Source organism: Bacillus sp. bc15, from assembly GCF_900142585.1.
In the GTDB taxonomy this organism is placed as follows: Bacteria; Bacillota; Bacilli; order Bacillales; family Bacillaceae_G; genus Bacillus_A; species Bacillus_A cereus.
Genome location: NZ_FRBJ01000005.1, coordinates 110,988 through 124,905, shown reverse-complemented (window position 1 = coordinate 124,905; position 13,918 = coordinate 110,988). Strand labels below are relative to the sequence as shown.

Below are 13,918 nucleotides of genomic sequence, written 5' to 3'. Positions count from 1 at the left end.
ATTGAGAAAATAGAAGTAATTACGATTCACCTGCAACTACACAGGATTTTGCCAAACTTTATAGATTACTCTCTCTTCTTTAAAGCTCACTTCCGTATGAACTATAAAATCTTGATTTTGTGCTAGGAAAAACGAAAGAGCATACGCGACTTTATAATCTCGCGTTGCATATCCATCCAATACTCTTCCGTACATTTCATTTGCGACCCCGTCTGCCCACACTTCAGCTTCTCTTATTGTTTCAAAGATAACATCTTCTTTTTTCCACCTCACCTAAAAAAACCACTCCTTTCATTGACTTCAATTACCGATGATTATATTATTAATTTAAATATACAAATAAATTAGATGCCGAGGTCTATTATGCGACTATTACTACCTATTTTAACTTTAGTAGTAACATGCTTCCTTACTTTTAACGTACCGAGCTGGGATACGATTAAAACGGGGTGCTCAGAATTTGCTGAAGGGTTCAAAGAAGGATTTTTCAACTAAAAATAGCGCTAGCATCCTTATTCAAGGTATGCTAGCGCTATTCATATTTTCATCTTTTAAAAATTATCTAATGCTTTTTCCATAATGGAAACAGATTTAAAAGGCGGCGTGACTGTTAATGAACCTTTTACAACAGTTTCTCCTTTTTCATCATGAGCAGATACAAGCATATCAATTGTATGTTCCTCCTCAGAAACAGCCACAACTTCAAAGTGGATTTGTAACGTTTCATAATGGTGAACATGCTTCACGAACGTAAGGTCCTTTCTCGTAATATGACTTCCTGGACCCGGTAAATATTTCGTAACCGCCGTTGTAATCATTCCCGTTAGCATAATGCTTGGTACAATCGGCTTTTCATACGGAGTTTGGGATGCGTAATCATGCTGAATATATAATGGATTGGCATCATTCGTTAACCCTAAGTACAATAACAAATCTTTATCCTCAATTTTTTCAGTGATAGATAATTTCTCTCCTACTGTAATTTCATCCATTTTACGACCAATTTGAACTTTTTTCTTTAACATGTTACAACCCCCTCCGATTTTTTCACCTTATTATCCTACTAAAAGCGATACCTTATCCGAACTTTACTATGATGAGGGCAATATATAGTATAAATCTATAGTTTCATTATAGGATATTACAAATGATAGCGTTTTCATATTATTTCAAAAAAACAATTCGGTAAATAGTAGAAAAAGATTCGGAATCCCGAATCTTTTTCACTACTATTCAATTATTAAACAAGAACTTTCATTACGTTACGTACAGATTCTACAGAGCGATCTAACGCTTCTTTTTCATCTGCAAGAAGTTCTAATTCAATAATTTTTTCAATTCCGTTACCACCTAGAATTACTGGTACCCCTAAGTAAAGGTCACTATAACCATACTCACCTTCAAGGTACGCAATAGCTGGTAATACACGGCGTTGATCTTTTAAGATTGCTTCTGTCATTTCAACTAAAGAAGCTGCTGGTGCGTAATATGCACTACCGTTTCCTAATAAGCCTACAATCTCACCGCCACCTTTACGTGTACGTTCTACGATTGCTTCTAAACGCTCTTTCGGAATTAACGTTTCTAACGGAATACCGCCTGCATAAGAATAACGCACAAGAGGTACCATGTCGTCACCGTGTCCACCAAGAACAAATCCTGTAATGTCTTTCACAGAAAGATTTAATTCTTGTGCGATGAATGTACGGAAACGAGCTGTATCTAATACGCCCGATTGGCCAATTACACGCTCTTTCGGGAATCCTGCTTCTTTAAATACAGAATATGTCATTGCATCAACTGGATTTGTTAACACAACAATAATTGCATTTGGTGAATGTTTTGCAATGTCGCGCGTAATACTTTTCATAATTTTAGAGTTCGTTGCTACTAAGTCATCACGGCTCATACCAGGCTTACGTGCAATACCTGCTGTAATAACGACAACGTCAGAATCAGCAGTATCTGCGTAATCAGATGTTCCAATAATGTTAGCATCAAAACCTTGTACTGGGCTCGCTTCTAACATATCTAACGCTTTCCCTTTTGTTGGATTTTCCAGTTGTGGAATGTCCACTAATACAACATCTGCAAGTTCTTTTTGTGCTAATAAGAATGCCGTTGTTGCTCCTGTAAATCCTGCACCGATGACTGAAACTTTCTTGCGTTTGATTGTCATAATTTACCCCCCGTTTTAATTATGCGTTTTTGATTATCGCTACATCCATGTTTTTAATAAGCTCATTAGCAAACTCAGAACACTTCACTTCTGTTGCGCCTTCCATTAGGCGAGCGAAGTCATATGTTACTACTTTTGATGCAATTGTTTTCTCAACTGAATCTGTTACTAATTTCGCTGCTTCATTCCATCCTAAGTGTTCTAATAATAATACACCTGAAAGAAGAACTGAAGATGGGTTTACTTTATCTAAACCTGCATATTTTGGAGCTGTACCGTGTGTAGCTTCAAAGATAGCATGTCCAGTCACATAGTTAATGTTTGCACCAGGTGCAATACCAATTCCACCTACTTGTGCAGCAAGTGCATCAGAGATATAGTCACCATTTAAGTTCATTGTTGCAACAACATCGAACTCACGTGGACGAGTTAAAATTTGTTGTAAGAAGATGTCTGCAATAGAATCTTTTACGATGATTTTTCCAGCCACTTCAGCGTCTGCCATCGCTTTATTTGCTGCATCTTTACCATCTTTTTCAACAATGCGATCATATTCAGCCCAAGTAAATACTTTGTCGCCGAATTCTTGTTCCGCTACTTCGTAACCCCAGTTTTTGAAAGCACCTTCTGTAAATTTCATAATGTTTCCTTTATGAACTAATGTAACAGAAGAGCGTTTTTCATTAATTGCATATTGAATTGCAGCACGAACAAGACGCTTTGTCCCTTCTTCTGAGATTGGTTTAATACCAATACCAGATGTTTCTGGGAAGCGGATTTTATTAACACCCATTGCTTCTTTTAAGAAAGCAAGAACTTTTTCTGCTTCTGGAGATCCTTGTGCATATTCAATTCCAGCATAAATGTCTTCTGTATTTTCACGGAAAATAACCATATCAGTATCTTCCGGACGTTTTACAGGTGAAGGAACACCTTCAAAATAACGAACTGGACGTAGACATACATATAGATCTAATTCTTGACGAAGTGCTACGTTTAGAGAACGAATACCACCGCCAACTGGAGTTGTAAGTGGACCTTTAATTGCGATTAAATATTCGCGAATTAAATTTAAAGTTTCTTCTGGTAACCACTCGCCTGTTTGGTTGAATGCTTTTTCCCCTGCAAGCACTTCTTTCCAAACGATTTTCTTCTCACCATCATAAGCTTTTTCAACTGCTGCTTCTATTACGCGAGATGCAGCTGCCCAAATATCAGGACCAATTCCATCTCCTTCAATAAATGGAATAATCGGATTGTTTGGTACATTCATAACACCATTAGTTACAGTAATTTTTTCACCTGTCGTCAATGTGATAACCCCCATGTTTGAAATTTCATATGTATGAAACTGAGGGAATAACCCCTCAGTTCAAACCGTTAGTCAAATTAAAATATTCTAATCATTACATCTTTCCGAAAAAATCAGACTTTTGAAAGCGTATTTTCACTATCGAAATAGTGTTTTTCGCTTATCTTTGTGCGATTGGAACATACACTTGATGCGTTGGTCCATTATAATCAGCACGCGGACGGATTAAACGGTTGTTTTCATATTGTTCTAGAATATGAGCTAACCAGCCTGACATACGGCTAATTGCAAAAATAGGTGTAAATAAGTCATGGTCAATTCCTAAACAATGGTATACAGAAGCTGAATAGAAATCGACATTTGGTGGAAGACCTTTTTCTTTTGTTACAATGTCTTCAATTTTGATAGACATATTATACCATTTGTCTTCTCCTAAAAGCACGCATAATCTCTTAGACATTTCACGTAAGTGTTTTGCACGTGGATCACCTTGCTCATACACACGGTGGCCAAAGCCCATGATTTTCACTTTATTTTGAAGAGCATTATGAATATATGACTCTACATTTTCTTCTTCGCCAATTTCAGTTAACATCTTCATTACATTTTCATTTGCCCCACCGTGAAGAGGACCTTTTAATGCACCGATTGCTGCTGTAATACCAGAATATACATCTGACAGTGTAGCTACGCAAACACGTGCAGTAAATGTAGAAGCGTTTAACTCATGATCTGCATGAAGTACAAGTGCCTTATCAAAAGCTTCAATTTCAACTTCATTTGGCTCGCGATCATTTAACATGTACAAGAAGTTTGCAGCTAATGATAAATCTTTTCTTGGCTCAACAATATCTAAACCTTTACGGATTCTCGCGTAAGCAGCAACTAAAGTTCCCACTTGAGCCTGTAATTTAACCGCTTTCAAATAATTAGACTTTTCATCCATAATTTCAGCGCTCTCATCGTATAATGATAGCATGGAAATTGCAGTTCGTAAAACAGACATCGGATGTGCAATTTTTAAATCTACTTGTTTCAAATATGTTAAAATCTCACCTGGAACTTTATAGTATTCAGATACAATTTCATTAAATTCCGCTAGTTCTTTTTCATTAGGAAGCTTGCGGTGCCATAATAAGTACACTACTTCTTCAAACGTAGCATTCTCAGCTAAATCATCAATATTATACCCAACATAAGTTAATGTATCATCAATAATAGAGCTCACAGATGATGTTGTTGCTACTACCCCTTCTAAACCTCGAATAACAGTCATGACATTCTCTCCTTTTCCTGAAAATTCTCCCAACCTTGCTCCTTATATCTATTTGCTCCCCTTATGAATTATGAACGCCCGTTCACTCTTTAGGCAAGCAAAATGCACGATCATGCAAATTTGTTGCGATGTTCCCCTCTTATTGTCCATTGTTTACATGGAAAGCATGAGCGTGAATGTCTCCCCGAATCCTCACGCTCAAAACAACAAGTTAGTGAGGAAAATACATTCCGAAGAGTTTTATGATAAAAACAACATAAAACAATATCATTATAAAATTGTTTTATGTTGTTTTTATTTTATCTGGTGTAAAGTCTCTGCTGTTATGTAACTTTTCAAAGTTTCTAATCCTATTATAAACAATTATCTGACTTTTGTGAACAGAAAGAATTCAAAAATTTTATATTACTATAAAATTCCTTATTTAAACATTTGTATAATACTCATAACCGCATAGGCAATTCCAGCCCCAATTAACGGACCAACAGCAACCCCATTAAATAACGCAACCGCTATAATTGTCCCAAAAACAAGCGCAGTTGTAATATGAGGATCCGTTGTCAACAATTGTACGCCGCCTTTCGCTAACAAAGCGACCGCTACACCTGAAGCTAAAGCAATCCACGCATAATACGATTTCGCCGCTTCTCCAAGTTGTTTAAAACCTATTTCCCCCGTCGCAATCGGTACGAGCACCGCTATTGTAATGACCGTTACACCTAGGTTAATTCCTTTCGTTTGTAAATAAGGAAAGACCTTATCTCCTAAAAACGTAAACTTCAATAGAAATAACACACCAATAGCTACAGTAAGCGATTGGTTTTTAGCAATAAGTCCTATAATAAGTAGTATGAATAAAAATAACGTTGACTGACTAATCATGTTTGCACTTCCTTTCTGAAAATAATGAACTCATTTCCAAACAAAAATACCTTTAAACCTATCGTTATACATGCTATATCGATGCCTATTCAACATGAATCTGAGACTTTCACCATCAAAATTTAAGCATGTATACATTTTAAAAACGGGCGTCTCTTCTTTCTTTTCTAATTAGAAACAGGTAAAATAAAAAGAAGAGAAAATGAAGTTTTTACCATATAGTAGAAGCATCAACACCAAGCTTTCACAGTCACTCACATACTGAAAAAGCAGGAAAAATCCATCATTCCACTATAACATAAAGTGAAACTTTAATCAGTGGGGCACACTCGTTATAAGTTGAACGAATTAGGATAATCCAAATTGGAATGGGAGGTATACATCTTTGAACCGAAACTTACTATATATGATATTGCGACTCATATTTGTCATTGTAGCAACGGTAGCTGGGTTCTATGTATTACTATACATGTCAGGGCTTATCTATCCTTTTATTATCGCTTTTGCATTTGCTTATTTGATTAATCCTGTCGTCAATTTCCTTAATCAAAAACTACAATTTCCTCGCGCACTAGCAGTACTCGTTAGCTTAATTCTCGTATTTGGAGCTATCGTCGGACTTGTTACATATCTTGTGACTGAAGCAATATCTGCCACAACATACTTACTACAACTTGTTACAGTAAAGTTTCCAGATATCGTTACATTCGCTCAGCAATTTGCACTTAATCATATTATGCCTCTCTACGATGATTTAATCTCTAAATTTAATCATCTTGGAGAACCACAGCGCTATACAATTACACAAAACATCCAAAACTTAGGAACAGAAGCAACAACACAAATGAAAGAACTTTTAACCGCCATTATAAGCGGGTTAACGAATTTCATTAGTGCACTGCCAACAACGTTAACTGTCCTTGTATTCATTTTATTAGCCACTTTCTTCATTAGTTACGATTGGCACCGTCTTGCTCAGAAAGCAAGAAATTTGCTACCGAATCGTGTACATGGATACGGAAAAACTATTTTTGTCGATTTAAGAAAAGCTTTGTTTGGTTTTGTGAAAGCACAACTTACACTCGTATCTATGACAACCGTCATTGTACTGATCGGACTTTTAATATTACGCGTACCATACGCCATTACTATTGCGATTATTACAGGAGTTGTAGATTTACTACCCTATTTAGGAACAGGCGCGGTCTTCGTTCCGTGGGTTATATACGTATTTTTCACTGGCGATACCGGATTCGCCATTGGCCTTCTCATTTTATACATCGTCGTGATTGTCCAAAGACAAATTATGGAGCCGAAAGTACTTTCATCTAACATCGGTCTCGATCCATTAGCAACACTCGTCGCTCTATTTGTCGGCTTTAAGCTTTTTGGCTTTTTAGGATTAATCATCGGTCCAGTCACCTTGGTACTACTTAATACATTACACAAAGCTAATGTCTTCCATGACTTGTGGAAATATATTAAAGGTTCACCTTCAAAATAACAGTTTCTAATTCATACAAAAAATCAAGCTATAATCAGTGGGAAATTCCCACTGATTATTCCTTTTACCTATTTCCCACACTACTCACACGCAACAAGAGAATTACCCAGAAACAGGATAATCCTCTTGTTTTTTTGCATAAAAAAACACATATTCTAGCTAAAAATACATTTTTATTCTATTTTACCTATAATTATTACTTACATTTATTACTTTTTATGTAAATGAATAAATATACAAAATAGCATAAAATAGGGCTTCAACTAACAATCCCCACCTTTTATATTAATTCTTTACACCAATCGCTCCTTTATATACGAAAGCAAAACTTTAATTTGGCTGCATTTCACACCATCTTATTCATCCAAATTAATAGCACTAAAAATCACACGTTTAATCGAAGCACAACAAGAGTTCAAACGAAAATTATATAGCAAATATAATAAGCGGACGTTTCGTTCATCCCCCCACATCAAACACTTACGAGCATCCCAGCTTTGAGATAGAAATTCCACACCCCACAAATAACGCGGTAAAACAAAGCTTCAATCAGAAAGTTCCTCCCCTCTTACAAGACAAAAAAATAGCACTTAGATCGTTATAATCTAAGCGCTACTTCTGAATGATAATAGTAGAGTTCTTTCTAAACTTCCATTCCATCCACTTCATAACAAGCGGCTTCAATAAAGCTCTCGTAATAGGGATCACGCAGATAAACCCTAGCACATCTGTCACATAACCAGGAAGCACTAAGAGAATACCTCCTACAAATACAAAAATACCATCTAGTACTGCCTCACCTGGCATTTCCCCTCTATTCAACTTAGATTGAATCTCTCCAAGCACTTTAAATCCTTGTCTTTTCGCCAAATACACACCTACTACACCTGTAAATACTATCATAGCGAACGTAGACCATAAACCTATTACATGACTTGATCCGATTAAGACCGTAATCTCAATCGCCGGTATTAAAATAAACAAGAATAGTAACCACTTCATAGTTCTACACCTCTCTCACAACTCACTTTTAACGCCCTCACAAAGCCTATATACATCATATGAAATATAATACCCTTTCATATTAAAACCCATAACAAACAGCTTTTAAAAGCAATTCTAGGCGTTTTAAGCTAATTCTATCTCGTTTTTGTGTAAAAAAAAGAGAAGGACTCCGATCCTTCTCTCCGTATTACTTATAGCACTTCCGCATGTCCATTATAAACAATTCCGCGTGCTGCATCAACTGTTACTTCTTGGCCATTTTTTAAAGTTGCTGTTACGCCGTTTACACCAACGATAACAGGAATACCGATTGATACGCCTACAACAGCTGCATGGCTTGTTAAGCCACCTTCTTCTACAACTAAAGCAGCAGCTTTTTCGATTGCAGGAATCATATCTTTATCAGTGCTTGTTGTAACAAGGATATCACCTTCGTTTACGTTCGCTACAGCTTCAGCAGCTGTTTTTGCTACAACTACTTTACCTTTTGCAGCTTTACGACCGATCCCTTGTCCTTTAGCAACTTCTTCACCAACAACGTGGATTTTCATTAAGTTTGTTGTACCAGTTTCAGCAACTGGAACACCAGCAGTAATTACTACAGTATCTCCAAGGCCGATTAGACCTGCATCCATACCTGTTTGAATTGCTGTATCTAACATTTCGTCAGTTGAAGCTGCGCGCTTCTCAGCCATAAATGCTTGTACACCCCAAACTAGTGCAAGACGACGTCCTACTTGCTCGTCAGATGTTACAGCTACGATTGGAGATTTTGGACGGTATTTAGAGATCATTTTCGCAGTATGTCCACTTTCTGTTGGAGCTACGATTGCAGCTACATCAAGAGCAAGTGCTGTATGCGCAACAGATTGGCTAATTGCATCTGTAATTGTTGGAGTGAACTCTTTAATACGTTTTTTGAACATATCTTCGTATTGTAATGATTTTTCAACACGTACTGCAATGTTAGCCATCATTGTTACTGCTTCTACCGGATATTGACCAGCAGCTGTTTCACCTGAAAGCATGATTGCATCTGTACCATCGAAGATTGCGTTAGCTACGTCACTTGCTTCCGCACGAGTTGGACGTGGGTTACGTTGCATAGAGTCTAACATTTGTGTCGCAGTAATAACTGGTTTACCTAACACGTTACATTTTTTGATTAGACGTTTTTGTACTAATGGTACTTCTTCTGGTGGAATTTCTACACCCATATCACCACGAGCTACCATTAAACCGTCAGAAACTTCTAAGATTGAATCGATGTTGTCGATACCTTCTTGGTTTTCGATTTTCGGTACGATTTGGATGTATTGAGCGCCATGCTCTTCTAATAATTCACGGATTTCTAATACGTCAGACGCTTTACGTACGAATGAAGCTGCGATGAAATCAACTTTTTGCTCGATACCGAAGATGATATCTTTTACGTCTTTTTCAGTGATACCAGGAAGCTTAATGCTTACGTTTGGTACGTTAACACCTTTTTTATTTTTTACAGTTCCGCTGTTAAGAACTTTTGTACGGATGTTTCCATCAGCTTTTTCGATTACTTCTAGTTCGATAAGACCGTCATCGATTAGAATGCGAGAACCTGGGTCTACATCGTCATAAAGACCAGCATAAGATACAGAGAACTTCTCTGCAGTACCTAATACTTGCTCAGTAGAAAGAACTACTTCTGCACCTGTTACAAGCTCAGCTTGTCCGTCTACGAAGTCGTGAGTACGGATTTCTGGACCTTTTGTATCAAGTAAGATACCAACTGTTTTACCAGTTTTCTTTGAAGCTTCACGAATGTTTTTAATACGAGCTCCGTGCTCTTCATGGCTACCATGAGAGAAGTTTAAACGAGCAACGTTCATACCTGCTTCGATTAATTGCTCTAATTTTTCAATACTTTCACTAGCAGGACCTATAGTACATACAATTTTAGTTTTACGCATATTGCACCTCCGAAAATTATGAAACCGTTCCCAAATATCTGACATTACGCCGATTAGATGGATAATTCTTTAGATAATTGATACATATCTTTATCGATTGTATGCTTTTGAGCTAACGCTTCGATAATATCATGATCAACAAGTTTGTTATCTTGAATACCTACACAACGTCCACCTCTACCAGCAATTAATAATTCAACTGCTCTTGCGCCAAGACGACTTGCTAATACACGGTCTTGTGCACTTGGTGATCCACCACGTTGTACGTGACCTAATACAGTTACACGAGTATCAAAGTTTGTTGCTTCTTCAATGTGCTTACCGATGTCAATTGCACTTCCAACACCTTCAGCTACAACGATAATACTGTGTTTTTTACCACGTTCACTACCACGCTTCAGACGAGCGATAACATCATCCATGTCATACTCTTCTTCTGGAATTAAGATTGTTTCTGCACCATCAGCTAAACCAGCCCATAATGCGATATCACCAGCGTGACGTCCCATTACTTCGATAACATATGTACGTTCATGAGATGTAGCTGTGTCACGGATTTTATCAATTGCATCAATAACAGTGTTTAAAGCTGTATCGAAACCAATTGTGAAGTCTGTTCCAGGAATATCATTGTCGATTGTACCTGGTACACCAACACATGGGAATCCTTGTTCAGTTAATTTTTTAGCGCCTTGGTAAGAACCATCTCCACCAATAACAACAAGTCCTTCGATACCATGTTTCTTTAATTGCTCGATACCTTTTAGTCGTACTTCTGGGTCTTTAAACTCAGGACATCTTGCTGTATATAATTTCGTACCACCGCGGTGGATAATATCGCCAACAGAACCAAGTTCTAATTTTTCAATGTGACCAGAAATTAATCCAGCGTATCCATGGTAAATACCATATACTTCAATATCATGGAAAATCGCTTTACGAACAACTGCACGAATGGCAGCATTCATACCAGGTGAATCTCCACCACTTGTTAATACACCAATACGTTTCATTTGTACTCACCTCATAAAGATTATTTGCCTTATAATAAAATAACACGAAAAAATATAAAAACACAATGGAGAAGATGTGTCTTTTCATAATAAAAACGTGCATTCGCGAAGAGGAACGCACGCTTTTCTTATTTTATCCCAATGGAAGCGTTTGAAAACGAAACTTGCCCAATTTTCATATATTTTTCATAACGTTTTTCGATTAATTCATCTTTCGAAATTCCGTTTAATTGTTCAAAAGTTTTTCTAATCATTAAGTCTATATTTTCTGACTGTTTCAAAATATTACGGTGAGCTCCACCTTTTGTCTCTGGAATAATTTCATCAATTACACCTAATTCTTTCAAATCTGCTGCTGTAATTTTCATTGCCTCTGCAGCTTCCTTTGCTTTTCCTGCATCTTTCCAAAGAATTGCCGCTGCACCCTCTGGTGTAATAACAGAATAAGTGGAATTTTCTAGCATATGAATGTAATCTCCTACTCCAAGACCTAGCGCACCACCACTACCGCCTTCACCGATAACGATACAAATAACTGGTACCGTTAAACCTGCCATCTCAAATAGGTTGCGGGCAATAGCTTCACTTTGTCCACGTTCTTCAGCTGCTTTACCAGGATAAGCTCCCTTCGTATCGATGAAACAAATAATAGGACGATTAAACTTTTCCGCTTGTTTCATGAGACGCAGTGCTTTTCGATATCCTTCTGGATGAGGCATTCCAAAGTTACGTCGAATATTTTCTTTCGTATCTTTTCCGCGCTGATGCCCAATTACAGTTACAGGCATCCCTTTATATTTCGCAATGCCGCCGACAATCGCTGCATCATCGCCAAATAGACGATCTCCATGACATTCGAAAAAATCAGTAAATAAGTGCTCAATATAATCGAGCGTTGTCGGTCGTTCTGCATGACGAGCAATTTGAACACGGTCCCATACTTTTAGATTGCCGTATATATCTTCCTCTAAATTTTCTAGCTTTTCTTCCAAAATACGAATCTCCTCACTGAAGTCCATCTGGCTGTTTTTCGTATAGTCTTTCAGTTCACGAATCTTATTTCTTAGCTCAACAACTGGTTTTTCAAATTCTAGCTCTGCCATACAGCCATTTCCCCTCCTTGATGAACTTCTAAAATCTTGCGAAGCGATTCTCTCATATCATCACGATGCACCACCGCATCTAATTGACCATGATCTAGTAAGAATTCTGCCGTTTGGAAATCTTCCGGTAGTTTCTCACGCACCGTTTGTTCAATTACACGTCTACCAGCAAATCCGATAAGTGCACCTGGTTCTGCAAGATTATAATCACCAAGTGAAGCGAAACTCGCTGAAACCCCGCCCGTCGTTGGGTGAGTCATAACAGAAATAAATAACCCTCCTGCATTACTATGCTTTTTCAAAGCTACGCTTGTTTTTGCCATTTGCATTAAACTTAATATCCCTTCTTGCATACGGGCACCACCCGAAGCAGTAAAGATAATAAATGGAACTTGTAAGTCGTACGCCTTTTCAACCGCACGGGCGATTTTTTCTCCTACTACAGAGCCCATGCTCCCCATTCGAAAACGAGAATCCATTACTGCAACAACAACAAGCATGTCATCAATTGTTCCTTCACCAGTTACAACCGCTTCGTTCAATTCAGTCTTCTTACGATCGCTCTCTAGTTTCTCTTCATAACCTGGAAACTCGAGTGGATTTAATGAAACCATTTCTTTGTCATACTCACGGAATGACCCTTCGTCCAATATACTATCAAGACGTTCCCATGCATTCATAGGATGATGATATCCACAATTCACACATACTTTTAAATTTTTTAGAAGTTCTTTCGTATACATGATTTTTTTACATTCCGGACATTTTGTCATAACGCCATCTGGCACATCTTTTCGTACTTGTTCTGAAGGTATTGCAGCGTACTTTTTCTTTTTCACGAATAAATCTCTTAGCACAATTTGACCCCCTTCGTTGAGAGCTAAGGTTAGCGTAAGAAGAAAATGGGGCTAACACCAAAGTTTGATGTTAGCCTTATCTTCTCAATCTGTCTAATAACCTCACTCTTTACGTTTAACTTTAACCGCTACGCGGTAGAATGTTTGTCATAACGTGTCATGGTCATTTCGACAAATTTTATACATTACGAGTGAAACTGTATATTCTCTACTAATTCATCGTAAATTTTTAGTGCATCATTTTCTTGTTTTTCTTCCAAAGTAGCATAAAGCTTTCTATACATATCGATAGAATCTCTTGAAACTTTACAAGAAAGAGTTGCTACGTAATCATTTACGATCATCCAAATGCGATATAGTAAATAATTATCAACTTGTTCAATAAGTGTTTTAAAGAACGTTTGATGAAGCGTTGGGATTGAGCTTTCATTTTCTTCAAGTACTTGGTGTAATCTACTTAGTACTTTAGAAAACGTTTCTTTCGGTAAATTACATACAATTCGAATCATATCTTTCTCAAGCAATCGTTTTGTTTGTAATAAATCACGAATCGTTTTCTCATCTTGCAGTAAGAACGGAGCAATTAATTGTACAAGACCGTTATCATAAAAGTTTCGAATAAACGTCCCTTCACCACGTCTCGTTTCAATCAATCCTACCAGTTCTAAAGCACGCAATGCTTCTCTTACAGAGGAACGTCCTACGTTTAAGCGTGAACTTAACTCACGCTCAGACGGCAAACGATCCCCCGCTACCAATCCATCCTCTTCCATAATGGAACGGATTTTTTTTACAATTTCGAGATATACTTTTGTATTTGATGATGTCAATGGAAATT

General features: G+C 37.3%; 14 protein-coding genes. 2 read left to right on the top strand and 12 right to left on the bottom strand.

Annotated elements, in window-relative coordinates:
- Nucleotides 1-36: 36 nt before the first annotated feature.
- A complete protein-coding gene (locus BUA87_RS18160) occupies nucleotides 37-273 on the bottom strand; it encodes a hypothetical protein (RefSeq protein ID WP_001267356.1) in 237 nt (78 codons plus the stop codon).
- A gap of 90 nt (nucleotides 274-363) precedes the next feature.
- On the opposite strand from BUA87_RS18160, the gene BUA87_RS31880 reads away from it, so the two are divergent.
- Nucleotides 364-495, top strand: a complete 132-nt coding sequence (locus BUA87_RS31880) for a hypothetical protein (protein ID WP_001238014.1) — start codon at nucleotides 364-366, stop codon at nucleotides 493-495.
- A gap of 56 nt (nucleotides 496-551) precedes the next feature.
- On the opposite strand, the gene BUA87_RS18155 is transcribed toward BUA87_RS31880, so the two are convergent.
- The 5 genes from BUA87_RS18155 to BUA87_RS18130 form a co-directional block, all read right to left on the bottom strand.
- Nucleotides 552-1,025, bottom strand: coding sequence for a MaoC family dehydratase (locus tag BUA87_RS18155; RefSeq protein ID WP_000914180.1), 474 nt, complete (start codon nucleotides 1,023-1,025; stop codon nucleotides 552-554).
- 215 nt (nucleotides 1,026-1,240) lie between these two features.
- A complete protein-coding gene (gene mdh / locus BUA87_RS18150; protein WP_000153232.1) occupies nucleotides 1,241-2,179 on the bottom strand; it encodes a malate dehydrogenase in 939 nt (312 codons plus the stop codon).
- Nucleotides 2,180-2,198: 19 nt separating this feature from the next.
- Complete coding sequence (gene icd / locus BUA87_RS18145; RefSeq protein ID WP_000206893.1) at nucleotides 2,199-3,491, bottom strand: NADP-dependent isocitrate dehydrogenase; 1,293 nt, start codon at nucleotides 3,489-3,491, stop codon at nucleotides 2,199-2,201.
- A 160-nt stretch (nucleotides 3,492-3,651) separates the two neighbouring features.
- The gene (gene citZ, locus BUA87_RS18140; protein WP_000503651.1) at nucleotides 3,652-4,800 is read right to left on the bottom strand and encodes a citrate synthase; all 1,149 of its coding nucleotides are present in this window, start codon (nucleotides 4,798-4,800) and stop codon (nucleotides 3,652-3,654) included.
- Nucleotides 4,801-5,187: 387 nt separating this feature from the next.
- Nucleotides 5,188-5,649 carry a DUF441 domain-containing protein gene (locus BUA87_RS18130; protein ID WP_000625507.1) on the bottom strand — a complete coding sequence of 154 codons (462 nt, stop codon included), beginning with the start codon at nucleotides 5,647-5,649 and terminating at the stop codon, nucleotides 5,188-5,190.
- A 385-nt stretch (nucleotides 5,650-6,034) separates the two neighbouring features.
- Between BUA87_RS18130 and ytvI the strand changes: the two genes are divergently transcribed.
- The gene (gene ytvI / locus BUA87_RS18125) at nucleotides 6,035-7,153 is read left to right on the top strand and encodes a sporulation integral membrane protein YtvI (protein WP_001081389.1); all 1,119 of its coding nucleotides are present in this window, start codon (nucleotides 6,035-6,037) and stop codon (nucleotides 7,151-7,153) included.
- 612 nt (nucleotides 7,154-7,765) lie between these two features.
- On the opposite strand, the gene BUA87_RS18120 is transcribed toward ytvI, so the two are convergent.
- The 6 genes from BUA87_RS18120 to BUA87_RS18095 all read right to left on the bottom strand — a co-directional run bounded on the left by BUA87_RS18120 (nucleotide 7,766) and on the right by BUA87_RS18095 (nucleotide 13,910).
- A complete protein-coding gene (locus BUA87_RS18120) occupies nucleotides 7,766-8,155 on the bottom strand; it encodes an FxsA family protein (RefSeq protein ID WP_000871631.1) in 390 nt (129 codons plus the stop codon).
- Between the two features lie 194 nt (nucleotides 8,156-8,349).
- Complete coding sequence (gene pyk / locus BUA87_RS18115) at nucleotides 8,350-10,107, bottom strand: pyruvate kinase (RefSeq protein ID WP_001232667.1); 1,758 nt, start codon at nucleotides 10,105-10,107, stop codon at nucleotides 8,350-8,352.
- 53 nt (nucleotides 10,108-10,160) lie between these two features.
- Nucleotides 10,161-11,120: a 6-phosphofructokinase gene (gene pfkA / locus BUA87_RS18110; RefSeq protein WP_000821158.1), complete on the bottom strand. Its 960-nt coding sequence runs from the start codon at nucleotides 11,118-11,120 to the stop codon at nucleotides 10,161-10,163.
- A gap of 128 nt (nucleotides 11,121-11,248) precedes the next feature.
- Entirely contained in the window at nucleotides 11,249-12,223 is a 975-nt protein-coding gene (gene accA, locus BUA87_RS18105) for an acetyl-CoA carboxylase carboxyl transferase subunit alpha (RefSeq protein ID WP_061660088.1), read from the bottom strand.
- Complete coding sequence (gene accD, locus BUA87_RS18100; protein ID WP_000942856.1) at nucleotides 12,211-13,080, bottom strand: acetyl-CoA carboxylase, carboxyltransferase subunit beta; 870 nt, start codon at nucleotides 13,078-13,080, stop codon at nucleotides 12,211-12,213. Before accD ends, accA begins: the two co-directional genes overlap by 13 nt.
- A gap of 185 nt (nucleotides 13,081-13,265) precedes the next feature.
- The gene (locus BUA87_RS18095) at nucleotides 13,266-13,910 is read right to left on the bottom strand and encodes a FadR/GntR family transcriptional regulator (protein WP_000204444.1); all 645 of its coding nucleotides are present in this window, start codon (nucleotides 13,908-13,910) and stop codon (nucleotides 13,266-13,268) included.
- Nucleotides 13,911-13,918: the final 8 nt, after the last annotated feature.